13 protein-coding genes are annotated in these 17,290 nt (G+C 41.5%); 12 read left to right on the top strand and 1 reads right to left on the bottom strand.

Going from position 1 to position 17,290, the window contains the following annotated elements:
- Nucleotides 1-88: 88 nt before the first annotated feature.
- Nucleotides 89-1,969 (bottom strand): tRNA uridine-5-carboxymethylaminomethyl(34) synthesis enzyme MnmG, encoded by a 1,881-nt coding sequence (mnmG, locus tag ACNS8M_RS05380; RefSeq protein WP_168417481.1) that lies wholly within the window; start codon nucleotides 1,967-1,969, stop codon nucleotides 89-91.
- A 244-nt stretch (nucleotides 1,970-2,213) separates the two neighbouring features.
- Between mnmG and ACNS8M_RS05375 the strand changes: the two genes are divergently transcribed.
- The 12 genes from ACNS8M_RS05375 to dnaE all read left to right on the top strand — a co-directional run bounded on the left by ACNS8M_RS05375 (nucleotide 2,214) and on the right by dnaE (nucleotide 17,270).
- Nucleotides 2,214-2,570 carry a hypothetical protein gene (locus tag ACNS8M_RS05375; protein WP_154320682.1) on the top strand — a complete coding sequence of 119 codons (357 nt, stop codon included), beginning with the start codon at nucleotides 2,214-2,216 and terminating at the stop codon, nucleotides 2,568-2,570.
- A gap of 182 nt (nucleotides 2,571-2,752) precedes the next feature.
- The gene (locus ACNS8M_RS05370; protein WP_168417483.1) at nucleotides 2,753-3,664 is read left to right on the top strand and encodes a bile acid:sodium symporter family protein; all 912 of its coding nucleotides are present in this window, start codon (nucleotides 2,753-2,755) and stop codon (nucleotides 3,662-3,664) included.
- A 72-nt stretch (nucleotides 3,665-3,736) separates the two neighbouring features.
- Complete coding sequence (locus ACNS8M_RS05365; protein WP_168417484.1) at nucleotides 3,737-4,618, top strand: bile acid:sodium symporter family protein; 882 nt, start codon at nucleotides 3,737-3,739, stop codon at nucleotides 4,616-4,618.
- A 224-nt stretch (nucleotides 4,619-4,842) separates the two neighbouring features.
- The gene (gene prmA / locus ACNS8M_RS05360) at nucleotides 4,843-5,745 is read left to right on the top strand and encodes a 50S ribosomal protein L11 methyltransferase (RefSeq protein WP_168417485.1); all 903 of its coding nucleotides are present in this window, start codon (nucleotides 4,843-4,845) and stop codon (nucleotides 5,743-5,745) included.
- Between the two features lie 16 nt (nucleotides 5,746-5,761).
- Nucleotides 5,762-6,613 carry a zinc-ribbon and DUF3426 domain-containing protein gene (locus ACNS8M_RS05355; RefSeq protein ID WP_419225252.1) on the top strand — a complete coding sequence of 284 codons (852 nt, stop codon included), beginning with the start codon at nucleotides 5,762-5,764 and terminating at the stop codon, nucleotides 6,611-6,613.
- 387 nt (nucleotides 6,614-7,000) lie between these two features.
- Nucleotides 7,001-7,270, top strand: a complete 270-nt coding sequence (gene fis / locus ACNS8M_RS05350; RefSeq protein ID WP_001086304.1) for a DNA-binding transcriptional regulator Fis — start codon at nucleotides 7,001-7,003, stop codon at nucleotides 7,268-7,270.
- Between the two features lie 92 nt (nucleotides 7,271-7,362).
- Entirely contained in the window at nucleotides 7,363-8,937 is a 1,575-nt protein-coding gene (gene purH / locus ACNS8M_RS05345) for a bifunctional phosphoribosylaminoimidazolecarboxamide formyltransferase/IMP cyclohydrolase (protein ID WP_419225251.1), read from the top strand.
- Nucleotides 8,938-9,054: 117 nt separating this feature from the next.
- Entirely contained in the window at nucleotides 9,055-10,338 is a 1,284-nt protein-coding gene (purD, locus tag ACNS8M_RS05340) for a phosphoribosylamine--glycine ligase (RefSeq protein WP_419225250.1), read from the top strand.
- A 515-nt stretch (nucleotides 10,339-10,853) separates the two neighbouring features.
- The gene (locus ACNS8M_RS05335; protein ID WP_168461387.1) at nucleotides 10,854-11,726 is read left to right on the top strand and encodes a MetQ/NlpA family ABC transporter substrate-binding protein; all 873 of its coding nucleotides are present in this window, start codon (nucleotides 10,854-10,856) and stop codon (nucleotides 11,724-11,726) included.
- A gap of 74 nt (nucleotides 11,727-11,800) precedes the next feature.
- Nucleotides 11,801-12,826, top strand: coding sequence for a methionine ABC transporter ATP-binding protein (locus ACNS8M_RS05330; RefSeq protein ID WP_168525434.1), 1,026 nt, complete (start codon nucleotides 11,801-11,803; stop codon nucleotides 12,824-12,826).
- Nucleotides 12,823-13,518 carry a methionine ABC transporter permease gene (locus ACNS8M_RS05325; RefSeq protein ID WP_419225249.1) on the top strand — a complete coding sequence of 232 codons (696 nt, stop codon included), beginning with the start codon at nucleotides 12,823-12,825 and terminating at the stop codon, nucleotides 13,516-13,518. Before ACNS8M_RS05330 ends, ACNS8M_RS05325 begins: the two co-directional genes overlap by 4 nt.
- 188 nt (nucleotides 13,519-13,706) lie before the next feature.
- Nucleotides 13,707-17,270: a DNA polymerase III subunit alpha gene (gene dnaE / locus ACNS8M_RS05320; protein ID WP_168461384.1), complete on the top strand. Its 3,564-nt coding sequence runs from the start codon at nucleotides 13,707-13,709 to the stop codon at nucleotides 17,268-17,270.
- The last annotated feature ends 20 nt before the right edge of the window (nucleotides 17,271-17,290 follow it).

Below are 17,290 nucleotides of genomic sequence, written 5' to 3'. Positions count from 1 at the left end.
ATTTCTACTTTACTTAGCATCTTTTTAAAATTTTAGCGCATAAAAAAAGCCCGCAATCTGCGAGCTTTCTTAACAGGCATATCAAATCTTAAGCAGATTTACGTCCCTGTGCATTTTTACGAATGGTGATCATCACCAATTGTACTGCTGCAGGTGTCACACCTGGAATACGACTGGCTTGCGCTAATGTTTCAGGCAAGACATGCTTCAACTTTAAGGTAATTTCACGTGACAAGCCTGACACAGCATCATAATCAAAATCGGCTGGAATTTTGGTTTCTTCCAGACGTTTTAACTGAGCCACATCTTCATGCTGACGGTCAATATAACCTGCATATTTCACTGCAATTTCAATTTGATCACCAACTTGTGCAGACACTTCTGAACCAGTCAATTCTGCAATTTGCGCAAAACTGATATTAGGACGTTTAAGCAGATCAATTGCAGAACATTCTTTAGATAAATCTGCACCAGTCATTTCTACAAATTTTTTACCCATTGGGTTGTTCGGTGCAGCCCACAAATGCTGTAAACGTCCTGTTTCACGCTCTACAGCTTCCATTTTTTCACAATAAGCCGCCCAACGGGTATCATCCACCAAACCAAGTTCACGACCAATTGGGGTTAAACGCTGATCTGCATTGTCCTCACGCAACATCAAACGATATTCCGCACGTGACGTAAACATGCGGTACGGTTCTTTAGTGCCTAATGTGATCAGGTCATCTACCAATACCCCGATATAGGCTTCGTCACGTTTTGGCGTCCATTGTTCCTGATCCCAAGCACGACGTGCCGCATTCAAACCTGCCAATACACCTTGCGCACCTGCTTCTTCATAACCGGTTGTACCGTTAATTTGTCCCGCAAAATACAGGTTATTAATGGCTTTGGTTTCTAAAGTAAATTTCAATGCTTGCGGGTTGAAGTAGTCATATTCAATCGCATAGCCTGGACGCAAAATGTGCGCATTTTCCATACCACGAATTGAACGTACCAATTCAAACTGCACATCAAACGGCAAAGAGGTTGAAATACCATTTGGATACAACTCATGTGTGTCTAAGCCTTCTGGCTCCAAAAACACCTGATGCGAGTCTTTGTCTGAAAAACGATGGATTTTATCTTCAATAGATGGGCAATAACGTGGGCCAACGCCTTCAATCACGCCTGTGTACATTGGTGAACGATCTAAGCCACCACGAATGATTTCGTGAGTGCGCTCATTGGTATGGGTAATATAGCAATTCACTTGCTCTGGATGCATCGACACATCGCCCATGAATGACATGGTTGGTGATGGAAAATCACCTGGCTGTGGAATCATCACAGAAAAATCGACTGAACGTGCGTCAATACGAGGTGGCGTACCTGTTTTTAAGCGTCCCACTGGCAAATTTAATTCGCGTAAACGTGCTGCCAAAGCAATTGATGGCGGATCGCCTGCACGACCGCCGCTTGATTTTTCCAAACCAATATGAATAACGCCACCTAAGAAGGTACCTGTAGTCAATACCACCGTTTTTGCATCAAAGCGAATGCCCATTTGGGTCACAACACCTTTTACGGTATCGCCTTCAACAATCAGGTCATCTGCAGCTTGCTGAAAAATATCTAAATTGGCTTGGTTCTCCAAAGTGCTACGAATGGCTGCTTTAAAACGCACACGGTCTGCTTGCGCACGTGTTGCACGAACCGCAGCACCTTTACGCGAGTTTAAAATACGGAACTGAATACCGCTTTTATCGGCAGCCAAAGCCATTGCGCCGCCCAAAGCATCAATCTCACGCACAAGATGAGATTTACCAATACCACCAATGGCAGGGTTACAGCTCATCTGCCCTAAAGTCTCAATGTTATGAGTTAACAGTAAGGTTTGACGACCCATACGTGCTGCTGCAAGCGCCGCTTCAGTGCCTGCATGACCGCCGCCAATAACAATGACATCGTAAACTTTAGGATAGTGCATAATGGTCAATGAGAGATATAAAAATAAAGACGGAATATTATAGCAAAACTTCAGGCATAAGTTGACAGATTCAGTCGATTTTATTGGCGGTGATGCACTATAGAATTAATACTTTGTAATCTAAATTTGCATTTTTACTGTATATAAAAACATTTAAACCCATCAATTAACCAGATCACCGTTGTTTTAATTTGCCTATTTTTTATCCTATTAAGCACAGGTATTAGAAACAAAGGGAAACATCATGAATAAGAAAATTTTACTGTCATCTATGCTTTGTGGTTTATTTATTAGTCCATTTGCAGTGCAGGCAAATGACAAGGTAGAAACCATCTACAATGCGCAAAAATTTCAGCAAGTCTGTAAAGGAAAAACTCAAGGTACCGCTGTAAGTTTTGCGCATCGTGGCATTATTTGGAATGGTACGTGCGAACCACAATTCTTTAGTTCATCTAAAGCAGTACAATTACAAGGCAACGAACCTGAGTTATACCGTGCCTGTATGGCAGATGCACAGACCACTAGCATTACGCTCAATGGTACAGAACTGAAAGGAAAATGTGCGCTCGGCTTTACTCCGCCACGCCCACAAGCGATGTAATTCAGCATAAAACAACGTAGTCTAAAATTTGCTATCTAATAACAAGATCAGTAGCTTTTACCCCCAAAAGCAGTCACTTAAAAATAAGTGACTGCTTTGTTTATTGCACAACACTAAAAAACAATTAAACTGCAAAAAGGATCACAAGAATAATGTCACGATAAAAGATAAAAGGATGTGCAATGGACTCCAGCTTTTTTACCTTTTTTCTACCGCTCACCCTAGCAGTCATGATGATGGGTTTAGGCTTACAACTCACGCCTAAGGACTTTATTCGTGTCAATCAATTTCCTAAAGTCATCTTTTTAACTTTATTTTCGCAATTGGTGATTTTGCCTGTTCTGGCTTTTTTAATTTGTTTATTTCTAGAGCTCCCGCCATTATTGGCCATTGGTCTCATGTTATTGGCCGCATCCCCTGGCGGTCCAACAGCGAATCTATTTAGCTACGTTTATAAAGGTGATGTCGCCTTAAATATTACCCTAACAGCCATGAACTCGGTGATGGCCACATTTACACTGCCTTTTATTGTAAATCTGTCTTTTCTATATTTCATGACTGACCAACAACAAATTGGCCTACCAATTGAAAAAATGGCGCAAGTGTTTTTATTGATTATTGTACCTGTTTGTGTAGGCATGGCCGTGCGTAATGCCATGCCACAAATTGCGACACACTTGGGCAAACCGATGCGTTTAATGTCCATTTATTTTATTTTTGCCCTGTTTTTTTATGCGTTGTTTCGTGAACGCGCCAACGTCTTTGACTATTTCAGCGCAATTGGTATTGCCACCGCATTATTTTGTTTTTTAAGCTTATTAATTGGGTATCTGGTTCCTTATCTGTCGGGTGTTCCAGACCAGCAGGCTCGCTCTTGCTGTTTTGAAATAGGTATTCATAACACCGCCGTTTCACTCACCATTGCCCTATCGGTTTTACAAAGCACAGAAATTGCCATTCCTTCTGCGATTTACACGATTTTTATGTATATGTTCAGCTTTATGTTAGGCAATATGATGGCAAGACAGTCTGCCAAACACAGCCTAGCTTTAGAGCAAGGACAAAACTTTAGCCACAAGAAAAATGCAGTCTAGCAAGAGCAATATCGCACTAATATTTTAAATCAAACAAAAACTAGAGATGTCTTAGTTTAACAAGGAGTGTTTATGGATTCAGGATTAATCACAATATTTTTACCACTCGCTCTAGCTGTTGTCATGGCTGGACTGGGTTTAGAACTCACACCGAATGATTTTAAACGGGTCAGCAAACACCCTAAAGCAGTATTGGTGGCTTTATTTTGTCAATTGGCACTCTTAACAGCCATTGCCTTTGTCATTTGTAAACTGCTCAATTTACCACCGCTGCTCGCTGTAGGTTTAATGCTACTTGCTGCATCGCCAGGTGGCCCAACGGCAAACCTATTTAGTTATTTATATAAAGGTGATATTGCCTTAAATATCACACTCACCGCAGTCAATTCCGTTATTGCCGCATTTACCTTGCCACTCATCGTCAATTTTGCAATTCAGCACTTTATGCAAGATGGACAGCAAGTCGGTTTACAGTTTGCCAAAGTATTACAAGTCTTTCTCATTATTATTGTGCCAGTCACGATTGGTATGCTAGTCAGACATTTCAGTCCACAGATTGCAGATCGACTCAATAAGCCTGTGCGTATTTTTGCCGTGGTTTTTCTGATTGTGATTATCATTGGAGCAATTGCCAAAGAGCGCCATAATATTATGCTATATCTAGCCGATGTCGGACTTGCAACTGCCCTATTCTGTGCCTGCAGCTTATTGATTGGTTATTTTGTACCACGTTTCTTTGGGGTAAATAGTCAGCAAGCTCGCGCCTGTGCATTTGAAATTGGCATTCACAACAGTACCCTTGCCATGACGATTGCACTTACCGTGATGGCAAGCTCCACGATTGCAATGCCTGCTGCGGTCTATTCGATCTTTATGTATATCTTTGCGGCCATTTTGGGCACTTTGCTCAATAAGTTTGTCCCGACACCCGCAGCAGAAACATCGGCATCTTAACCCAGACTAGAGACTATTTATTACAACCCCAAACCCGTATTGTGTTTGGGGTTTTATTTTTTGGCTATGATTTTTGCATATTCATGGTCAAAAAAAAGAAACTAACTCAGCGAACTATTCCCGCTCGTTTCCCAAACAACAGCAGGCTAGCTGAATAAAAAATAGCGGCAATTGCCTGAGTTCAGTTACAATAGTGCTTTCGCATAGAATTTTAGGTTATATCCGTGAAGTGGTTACAAATACATATTACTGTTGATCAAGCACAAGTTGATTTTACTGAAACGCTACTCAGTTCTTTGGGTGCGGTAAGTGTCACATTAGATGATGCAGAAAATCAGGACTTGCTTGAACCACTTCCAGGTGAAACACCGCTTTGGAATAAAGTGATTGTGACAGGCATCTATGCACAAGATGAAGGTGAAGAAATTGATGTTACCGCTCTGGAAACATTTATTCGCACTCAAATGCCAGATGCTCCTTTACGCAGTGAGTTTTTGGAAGACCAAGTCTGGGAACGCTCTTGGATGGATTATTATGAACCTATCCAAATTGCTGATAAATTCTGGATTGTGCCTGAATGGCTTGAGCCACCTGAAGCAGATGCAGTAAATATTAAACTGGATCCAGGTTTAGCCTTTGGTACAGGCAACCATGCCAGTACCTTCCTATGCCTACAGTGGTTAGGCAAAACAGACGTAAAAGATAAAGTCGTGATTGATTATGGTTGCGGCTCAGGCATTTTAGGGGTCGCTGCTTTATTGCTTGGTGCGAAAAAAGTCTATGCAACCGATATTGACCCACAAGCAGTTTTGGCAACCAAACAAAATGCTGAACTGAATGGCGTACTTGAAAACTTGTACGTGGGCTTGCCTGAAGAGTTTAATCAGACTATTGCTCAGGAAAAAGCTGACGTATTGGTTGCCAATATTTTAGCTGGGCCGTTAATGATGCTTGCGCCAGAGTTTGCAACTTTAATTAAATCTGAGGGAGAGTTCGCACTTGCAGGTGTAATTGAAGAGCAAGTTGCTGAAGTTTCTAGTGTTTATTCTGAATTTTTTGATATAGTACAGGTCGAAAAACGCGAAGAAAACTGGTGCAGAATTTCTGGGAAACGCCATCCTAACTAACTACATTTTTTGAATTATGAGCGACAAGCAAACCAAGTGCCCTGAATGCCAAACTGTCTATAAAGTTTCTGTTGCGCAACTGACCGTTGCGCAAGGCATGGTTTGTTGTCCAAAATGTTCTAACAACTTTAATGCGCTTTCACATTTGGTGCAGGCGCATAAACAAGAAGTTAGTCCGCGCTCTAATCTACAACGCATACAAAACCGTAGTTTAATTCCTGTAACCGAACAGATTCCACAAGAACAGAACATTTTGGACATTTTCCAGCGTAAGGTGGAACACTCCAATATTGATCTGAAAACCTATTTAAATAATCTGAACTATTTCAGCACAGAGCCGATCGGCACTATTCCTGCCATGAATTTGTCTATTCAAGACATTGAACAGGAAAAAAAGCACAGTAATGGCTACTATTTACTGTGGGGCATTATCAATACCTTACTGATTGGTTTGCTGGTCTTTCAGATTTTATGGTTTAACCCAAAATTCCTGAACAGTAGTCCTGCGCTGAACTCTGTATTCACTCAGGTATGTCAGGTATTCAAGTGTCAGAGTCTAGAAGAGCGCTATAGTTTAATTTCTATCAATCGTGTTCGTGAAAAACGTATTGACCGTCTGAATACGCAATTTACAGGCGAGCTGATTAATTATCACGATAAAAGCTTGGCATTGCCCAATATTAAAGTCACCCTAAAAGAAAACCAGAGAACTTTATCGACTTATATTTATTCTCCACAGGAGTATTTGGTCAAAAGTCTTTCGAGTATTCAACGTATTCCTAAAAATAGTCCTTTTAAGTTTGACATTTTGGTTCCAGTGGCACGAAACAGCTTCGATACCTATAGTTTAGAAATTATCAAGCCTTAATCGACAAAAAAAAGTAGAAAAAATTGCGAAAAAAATTAAAAAAATTGCAGTTTTCTTGCTCACTTTTTCTCATACAATGGTATCATACGCGCCACGAAAGCTTTGTGCTGCAAACTCCTCGCAAAATTCACAACAAATATAGTTCTGCCTAATGCGCTTTATTTTTATATTGCGTACTGTGTAGATTTTTTTGTTTTGATTTTGGTCTGTAACAATTATTAATGTATTGTTACGCTTAAATTTCGACCAAGCGCTCGAGTTGTGGCAAGCTAAATGTTCCAGTTTTAGAGCTTACCGTTTTAGGATCTAAAACGGAGTTCATTTATTTATAGACCACATTGATATATCACTTTATCCAAGTGATATCTGATTTTCGGATTAATTCGCATGAATAGCAAATCTCCTATTTTTACTGCACAATCTGATGTTGCTTTACGTATTCACGTAGATCGCGCAGTTCGCCATTATTTTGCACAATTGCAAGGTGAACAACCTTCTCAGGTGTATGACATGGTGTTAGCAGAAATGGAGAAACCTCTTTTATCTGTTGTTCTTGAATACACTCGCGGTAACCAAACACGTGCTGCTGAAATTCTTGGACTAAACCGTGGTACTTTACGTAAAAAGTTAAAAGCTCACGGTTTAATGAGTGAATAAGTGATAAAATGCTTGCGGCCTCCGCAGGCATTTTTTTTACCTGCATTTTGCTACTTTGTTTTAATCTGTAATTGAAAACTGTGACGAAGATCATGACTATTAAACGCGCTTTAATCTCTGTTTCTGACAAAACAGGCATTGTTGAATTTGCACAAGACCTTGCTGCACTTGGGGTAGAAATTTTATCTACTGGCGGTACTTATAAGTTGCTTAAAGACAACAACATTGCTGTTGTAGAAGTGTCAGAGCATACTGGTTTCCCAGAAATGATGGATGGTCGTGTAAAAACGTTACACCCAAAAATTCATGGTGGTATTTTGGCTCGTCGTGGTCTAGACGAAGCAGTCATGGCAGAACACAATATTGATGCCATCGACCTTGTTGTTGTTAACCTATACCCATTTGCAGCAACGGTTGCTAAACCAAACTGTTCACTTGCTGATGCAATTGAGAACATTGACATTGGTGGTCCAACTATGGTTCGTGCTGCAGCGAAAAACCATGCATCTGTGGGTATTGTGGTTAATGCTTCTGACTATGCGACTGTCATTACAGAAATGAAAAACAGCGGTGCTTTATCTTACGAAACTCGTTTTGATTTAGCCGTTAAAGCGTTTGAACACACTGCACAATATGATGGCATGATCGCATCTTACTTGGGTGCACGTGTAGGTAAAGAAGAAGGTACTGCAGATCAGTTTGCACGTACGTTCAACACGCAATTAAACAAAGCTCAAGATTTGCGTTACGGCGAAAACCCGCACCAATCTGCTGCATTCTATGTAGACCCTGCTGCAACAGAAGCTTCTGTTTCAACTGCGCAACAGTTACAAGGTAAAGAATTATCGTATAACAACATTGCAGATACTGACGCTGCACTTGAATGTGTAAAATCATTTGCAAAACCTGCTTGTGTAATCGTAAAACACGCAAACCCATGTGGTGTTGCTGTGTCTTTAGAGGGTATTCAAGCTGCTTATGATCTTGCTTATGCAACGGATCCAGAATCTGCATTTGGTGGCATCATCGCATTTAACCGTGAGTTAGATGTTGCAACTGCACAAGCGATTGTAGACCGTCAATTCGTTGAAGTCATCATTGCGCCAAGTATTGCAGATGGCGTACTTGAAGTGACTGGTGCGAAGAAAAACGTACGTGTACTTGTCTGTGGTGAGCTTCCAGCAATTGATGCTCGTGCACCGCAAATGGATTACAAACGTGTTAACGGCGGTTTATTGGTTCAAGACCAAGACTTGGGCATGATCACTAAAGATGACTTAAAAGTTGTGACCAAACGTGCACCAACTGAACAAGAAATTGATGACATGATCTTTGCTTGGAAAGTTGCAAAATACGTGAAATCCAATGCAATTGTTTATGCGAAAAACCGTCAAACGATTGGTGTAGGCGCAGGTCAAATGAGCCGTGTAAACTCTGCACGTATTGCTGCAATCAAAGCTGAGCATGCAGGTTTAGTGGTTGAAGGTGCTGTTATGGCATCTGATGCGTTCTTCCCATTCCGTGATGGTATTGATAACGCAGCTAAAGCGGGTATCAAATGCATCATTCAACCAGGTGGTTCAATGCGTGACGAAGAAACCATTGCCGCAGCAGATGAAGCTGGTATCGCAATGGTATTCACAGGTATGCGTCATTTCCGTCACTAATTTTTAGACGATCCTCCCTAGCCCTCCTTTATTTATAAAGGAGGGTTTTCTATATTATTGTAGAACGATGGGAGTTCCCCTTATACAAGGGGGATTATTTTTTAAGGATTTTAATAAATGAACATTTTAGTTTTAGGTAGTGGCGGTCGTGAACATGCATTGGCATGGAAAATCGCACAAGATGAAAAAGTTGCTAAAGTCTTTGTTGCCCCTGGCAACGCAGGGACTGCAACTGAAAAAAAATGCGAAAATGTGGCGTTAGACATTCAAAATAACCCTGCCATTATCGAATTTGCCAAAAATAATGCAGTAGATTTAATTATTGTTGGCCCTGAAGCGCCATTGGTAAATGGTGTAGTGGACGCTTGCCGTGAAGCAGGCTTAAAAATTTGGGGTCCAACTCAATTTGCGGCACAACTTGAAGGTTCTAAAGCCTTTGCTAAACACTTCCTAAAACGTCATAACATTCCAACTGCATTCTATGACGTATTCACCGAAGTAGATGCTGCCAAAGCTTATGTAGAACAAAACGGTGCGCCAATTGTCATCAAGGCCGATGGCCTTGCAGCAGGTAAAGGCGTGATCGTGGCGATGACCAATCAAGAAGCTTTTGATGCCATTGACGACATGTTGGCAGGCAACAAGTTTGGTGATGCAGGTTCACGTGTTGTGATTGAACAGTTCTTGGATGGGGAAGAAGCGTCTTTCATTTGTATGATTGATGGCAACAACATCTTGCCAATGGCAACATCACAAGACCATAAACGTATTTTTGAAGGTGACCAAGGGCCAAATACTGGCGGTATGGGTGCCTACTCTCCTGCGCCTGTAGTGACTGCAGACGTATTTGAAAAAGTCATGCAAGAAATCATGCGTCCAACTGTAGACGGCATGAAAGCAGATGGCCATGACTATACAGGTTTCTTGTATGCAGGCTTGATGATTGATGCAACGGGTCAGCCACGTGTGATTGAATTCAACTGCCGTTTTGGTGACCCAGAAACACAACCTATTATGATGCGCTTAAAATCATCTTTAGTAGATTTAGTCGAGGCAGGTATCGCAGGTAACTTGCCTGCAGAAGCAAACTGGGATGAACGCAAAACTGTTGGTATTGTGTTAGCAACTGCAGGCTACCCAGAAACTTCAGGCAAAGGTGATGTCATTTCTGGTTTAGATACACAAATGGCCGATGCGAAAGTGTTCCATGCAGGTACAGCAAGCAATGCCAATGGCGAGATTGTGACCAATGGTGGTCGTGTACTGTGTGTGACAGCATTGGGTAACAGCATTGGTGAAGCTCAAGCCAAAGCGCTTGAACTGTGTGAAAAAGTGACCTTTGATGGCGTGCAATATCGTAAAGATATTGGTTATCGTGCCATTGCGCGTGAAAATGCTTAATATTTTTAGTTTAAAAATTTAAGTCCATAAAAAAGCTCGTCACAGAACGGGCTTTTTTATGGTCAACATTTTGACCTGAATCTGAATGGACTGCTCTAACCTACATCCCACTGCAATTTTTAATCTTTATATTGCAGAATAAATGCTAAAGAATCTAAATTATTTAAACACTTGTTCAAATCCACCATCTTTACAGAATATATTTATTAATAAGAACTTATTTTGACTAAATTGCTTTCTTTTGTAAAAACAGTGATATGCATTACAGACTCTCCCCTATATAGAATTATTTTTTATTGTTATCATGTTGCAAATTTTTGAAAAGCCGCAAAGCTTCCTTATCGCCTCGTATTTGATGAATGCGGCAGATTGGACGAATCGATTTTCAATACACAGACATTTCATACAGATTTAGAGGTTTGGTATAAATTGCATACAACTGTATTAAATGCAATTTAACTACCTCCACAATGGCAAGTTTTAGGCATTCGCTCAAGCTTGCTTAGGATATATTCATGAAAAAGTTCCTTGGTCTTGTACTTGGTCTTTCAGTCGGCTTGGCGGGCTGTGGCAAACAAGAAGCGCCTGCGACTGACGCAGCACAAAAAGATGCATCAGCATTGCAAACCGTTACTATGGCTTCTACTGGTTCAGACGCAGATATCTGGCGTTTTATTGCAGACTTGCCTGAAACTAAAGCTGCAGGTATTCAACTTGAAGTGAAAAACTTCACAGACTACGTGTCTATGAACACAGCGGTTGCCAATAAAGAAATTGATCTAAACGCATTCCAATCTTATGCCTATATGGTTGCGTTTAATGCCAACAATAAAGATCAGATTGCACCTGTTGCCACTACTTATTTAGAGCCAATGGGCATTTACTCAAGCAAAGTCAAAAAAGTGGAAGCATTCCAAAACGGTGCAACCATTGCCATTCCAAATGACGGTGCCAATGAGTCACGTGCTTTGCTTTTACTTCAATCTGCAGGCTTGGTTAAGCTGAAAGATGGTTTTGACTATGTGCAAGGTACACCTGCGGACATTATTGAAAACACCAAGCAAATTAAAATCAAACCTATTCAAATGGCAACTGCTGTACGTGTAAAAGACGAAGTTGATGCAATTGTTTTGGGCAATACCCTTGCAATGGAAGGTGGCTTAAACGTATTAAAAGACTCTATTTATTATGAGCCAATTGACCAAAGCACAAAAATGAATGTCAACATTATAGCGACTGCTGCAGAGCGTCAAAATGACCCTGTGCTACAAAAAGTTGGTGCGCTTTACCATACCGCAGCAGTGCAACAATATATTGATCAAAACTTTGGCGGCACCAAAGTGGATGTGAACAAGCCGGTCAGCTATTTCACTGAAACAGCAAAATAGTAATATAATGCGCTAAACAAAACAGGCAAAGCGAACTTTGCCTGTTTTTTCATTTATGGACAGTTTTTGACGATATGATTGAATTTAAAAATATTTCAAAGCACTATCAACTCAAAGGTCAAACTTTACGTGCATTGGATCAGATTAATTTACAGATTCCGGCAGGCAGTATTTTTGGCATTATTGGTTATAGTGGTGCAGGTAAAAGCACTTTAATCCGCTTGATTAATTTGTTGGAACGTCCGAACGCAGGGCAAGTCATCATTCATCAAAAAGATTTTACTGCGCTGAATGCACGTGAATTACGTCAAGAACGTGCCCATATTGGGATGATTTTTCAGCACTTCAATTTATTGCAGACTAAAACTGTGGCCGCCAATATTGAAATGCCGATGAAACTTCTCGGCTGGAGCAAAGCCGAACGTGAAAAACGTTTAAATGAATTGCTTGAGTTTATTGATTTAAAACATAAAAAAGACGCTTTTCCCGATGAGCTTTCAGGCGGGCAAAAACAACGTGTTGGCATTGCCCGTGCCCTAGCCAATCATCCTAAAATATTGCTTTGCGATGAAGCCACTTCTGCACTTGATCCGCAAACCACTAAATCGGTGTTGGAACTACTTAAAAAAATTAATCAGGAACAAGGCATTACCATTGTAATGGTGACCCATGAAATGGATGTGATTGAATCTGTTTGTGATTATGTGGCGGTGATGGAACAAGGCAAAGTGATTGAAACAGGTTCAACACTGGAAATTTTTAGTCAGCCGCAACATCCAACCACCAAAAGTTTTATTCAAACGGTTTTACAGCAACAATTGCCAGTTAATATTCTGCATAACCTTGAAAACCAAAATCAGCACAGTATTTATTGCCTGAAGTTTTTAGGAAAATCTGCTCAGGAAACCGTGATTCAGGCCGTCATTAAACAGTTTGATATTAGCCTGAATATCCTATTTGCCAACATGACTGAAATAGATGGCGCAGTAATTGGGCAAATGTTTATTCAATTATTGGGCGATGCTGCAGAAATTCAGAATGCCATTGCCTTCTTGGAAAGTAGCGGTGTACAGGTTGAGCAGTCAGGAGTACAAGCATGAGAGATTTAATTGTACAGTGGCTGACTTCGCTGACCGCTCCATTTTGGAAAAGCTCCTTATCCATTGACCAGTTTGTCACAGCTTTGCAAGAAACTTTTCACATGGTGTTCTTTGCCATGTTGTTTGGTTGTATTTGGGGCTTTATTCAGGGCATTACCCTTTTGGTCACTCGTCCAACAGGTATTTTGCCAAACCGTGTGATTTATCACGGGCTCAACCCCATTGTAAACGCACTACGCTCTCTGCCATTTATTATTTTGTTGATTGCGGTCATTCCCTTAACCAAGCTCTTGGTTGGTACCTCTATTGGAACTTGGGCAGCGATTGTACCGCTGACGATTTATGTCGGCCCCTATATTGGTCGTTTGGTGGAAACTTCATTACTTGAAGTCAATGAAGGAATTGTCGAATCTGCACAGGCGATGGGTGCAACACCATTACAAATCATCTTCAAATTTATTTTACCCGAAGCACGCAGCTCACTCATTTTAAACTTGACCACAGCCACCATTAGCTTGATTGGCGCAACTGCCATGGCGGGTGCTGTCGGTGCAGGCGGTATTGGTGACCTTGCCATCTCCTACGGTTATCAGCGTTTTGACAGTAGTGTTGTCATGCTAACGGTGGTGGTGTTATTAATTTTAGTGCAGTTGGTGCAAAGTTTTGGTGACTGGTTATCTAAGCTGAGATAAAACAATCATCACTCAATTGCGTATAACTTAGCCTGTTCACCCCACTCAATGAAACGGCAAAAGTTAGTGCATAAAATTAAAATTGTGTTAGTTGTTGAAGATCACTTCAGCACAGAAAAACACTGCGGCATGTTTTGTCTTGAGCAGAGCATGCTAAACTAACCCGTGATTTTTTAAGGGACTGATTCATGCGCTTTGTTCATTTAGGTATACATACAGAATTTTCGATTACCGAGTCGATTGTACGCGTACCTGACTTGATTAAAGCTGCAGTCAATGAAGAAATGCCTGCCTTGGCATTGACCGATTTATCCAACTTACATGCTGCCGTAAAGTTTTATGGCAAATGTTTGGGACAAGGCATCAAACCAATTTTAGGTTCAGTGCTGCGTTTAAATGATGCCGATCATCGCGTGACCTTATTATCGATGACCAATCACGGTTGGCGCAACCTGACTGAACTGGTTTCTCGTGGCTATATTGAAGGTCAGCAACTCAATATCCCCTGTGTGAATAAAACATGGATATTAGAACAAGCCGATGATCTGATTGTATTGCTGGGTATTCAAAGTGATGTCGGCAAAATGCTGATCACCTCCAATCCGCAAAAAGCAGAACCCTTGCTTGAAGAATGGATTGAAAAATTTGGCAATCGGGTTTATTTAGCCCTGACCCGTACAGATCGCCCTGATGAAGACACCTTTATTGCCGAAGCAGTTAAATTAGCTAAAAAATATAATATTGGCGTGGTAGCACATAACGATGTGCATTTTATTCGCCGTGAAGATTATGAAGCGCATGAAGCGCGCGTCTGCATTGCCGATGGTTATGTCTTAGGGGACAACCGTCGTCCAAAAACTTACAGTCCTGAGCAATATTTTAAAACCGCCGAAGAAATGACGGCGCTGTTTTCTGACATTCCAAGTGCCATTGAAAACAGCTATCACATTGCCAAACGCTGTAATGTCACACTGCAATTGGGTAAATACTTCCTTCCAGATTATCCAATTCCAGAAGGACACACCATTGACACCTACTTTGCACACTTGTCCAAGCAAGGTTTGGAAGAACGTCTAAATGTGCTTTATCCTGTTGCACAGCGTGACGAAGATTGGGCAGAAATTCGCAAACCTTATGATGAGCGAATTGAATACGAAATTAATATTATTAATTCCATGGGTTTCCCAGGTTACTTCCTGATTGTCATGGACTTTATTCAGTGGTCTAAAAACAACGGCGTACCTGTTGGCCCAGGCCGTGGTTCGGGCGCAGGTTCACTGGTTGCCTACAGCTTAAAAATTACCGACTTAGACCCACTGCGCTATGAACTATTATTTGAACGTTTCTTAAACCCAGAACGCGTATCTATGCCCGACTTTGACGTCGATTTCTGTATTGCAGGACGCGATAAAGTCATTGACTACGTAGCTCGCACCTATGGACGTGATGCAGTATCGCAAATTGCCACTTTCGGTACCATGGCAGCCAAAGGTGCAATTCGAGATGTCGCACGAGTTTTGGGTAAGTCTTATGGCTTGGCAGACCGTATTTCCAAACTGATTCCAACCAAACCCTTAGGACTCAGCCTAGAAGAATCAATTGAAGCCGAACCCCAACTTAAAGATGTAGTCACCAACCCGTCTAACCCAGACTATGATGATGCCTCTGAAATTTGGGAAATGGCCCTAAAGCTTGAAGGCATAACCCGAAATACAGGTAAACACGCGGGTGGCGTGGTCATTGCACCCACTAAAATCACCGACTTTTCTGCAGTCATGTGTGATGCCGATGGTACCGCACGTGTTGCGCAATACGATAAAGACGATGTCGAATCGGCAGGTTTGGTCAAGTTCGACTTCTTGGGCTTACGTAACCTGACTGTTATTGAAGATGCGGTACAAAATATTAATAAACGCATCAAAGCCGATACACCGCTAGATATTGCTCATATTCCACTGGATGATAAAGACGCCTATTTAGTCTTTGCCAATGCCAATACGACTGCAGTATTCCAGTTTGAATCCGTGGGCATGAAAAAGATGCTGAAAGAAGCACGCCCAAGTAAATTTGAAGAAATTATTGCTTTCGTGTCATTGTATCGTCCAGGCCCAATGGATCTAATTCCAGACTTTATTCACCGTATGCATGGTGGCGAGTTTGAATATCTACATCCTTTGCTAGAAGGTGTGCTTGAGCCGACCTACGGTATTATGGTCTATCAGGAACAGGTCATGCAGGCAGCACAATATTGTGCAGGCTATACACTCGGTGGTGCAGACTTACTACGTCGTGCCATGGGTAAGAAAAAACCTGAAGAAATGGTGAAACAGCGCCAAATCTTTATTGAAGGTGCTGAGAAAAAAGACATTGATGCCGCCACAGCCAACCATATTTTCGACTATATGGAAAAATTCGCTGGCTATGGTTTTAACAAATCACACGCAGCTGCCTATGCCTTGGTGGCATATCAGACTGCATGGCTCAAAGCACACTACCCTGCTGAATTCTTGGCAGCGGTCATGTCATCGGAAATGCAAAACACCGATAACGTGGTGTTCTTGATTGATGATTGCCGCCACAATGGCTTAGAAGTGTTACCGCCTTCAGTGAATATGTCTTTGTATCATTTCCACGCAAGCGATGAACGTACCATTGTCTATGGACTTGGTGCGATTAAAGGCGTGGGTGAACAGGCCATGCAATCTGTGATTGATTCACGCCAAAAAGAAGGACCATATCGCGACTTATTCGATTTCTGCCATCGTATTGATTTGAAAAAAATCAATAAACGGACTTTAGAAGCTTTAATTCGTGCGGGAGCTTTAGACTGTTTAGGCATCGAACGTTCTAGTTTAATGGCACAATTGCCAGAGGCAGTACAAGCAGCAGAACAAGCCCGCTCTAACCGTGAAACAGGCATTATGGACCTGTTTGGTGAGGTTGAAGAAGTACAGCGTAAACCTGCCAAACCTGTGAAGCCATGGTCAGATGAAGTACGGCTCAAGGGTGAAAAAGACACTTTAGGTTTATACCTGACAGGCCACCCGATAGATGTTTATCGCAATGAACTCAAAGCCTTTATACCTAGTAAGATTAATGAACTAACCCCAACCCGACGTGGTGTGACCACCGTCTTTGCAGGTCTAGTGGTGGATGTTGCTAACTTCCCAAATCGGATGGTGGTCACTTTAGATGACGGTACCGCACGTATAGAAGTCTCTGCCAACCATGAGCGTTTCCAACGTTTTAAAGACATCGTACAAACTGAAAAAGTGGTGGTGATTGAAGGCGAAATTTACGAACGCGAAGGTTTTGACCGCCCTATGGGTCGGTTAACCAAAGCCTTTAGCTTAAATGAAATTCGTCAAAAACGTGCCAACAGTATTCAGATTCATTTACATACAGAACATTTAAGCAAGACCCTGAGTCAAGACTTACAAACAATGTTGCTGCCTTATTGTAATGTAGATTTATGCACCCATATTCCAGTCATTTTGCATCTAGATTATGCCTATGCTCAAGCTGAATTGCATTTGGGTATTCAGTGGAAAGTTGCCCCTTTAGATGAAGCCTTAGTCAAACTACGTGATTATTTTGGCAAGGAAAACCTGCATATTGAATATCAGGTGAAATCGAAGGCAGCCCGAGTCGCAGAAGTTGCTAAACCTGCAAATATTGCACCGCCGCCTGCGGACATGAGCATGGACGATGCACTAGATTTATATAATGCAGAAGCTGATCAATATTCTTAAAAATTTAACCCATTTGGATT

The organism is Acinetobacter sp. A2, from assembly GCF_048537555.1.
Taxonomy (GTDB): domain Bacteria; phylum Pseudomonadota; class Gammaproteobacteria; order Pseudomonadales; family Moraxellaceae; genus Acinetobacter.
Note: the sequence above shows the minus strand (reverse complement) of the source record. Positions and strands in the feature narration are given on the sequence as shown.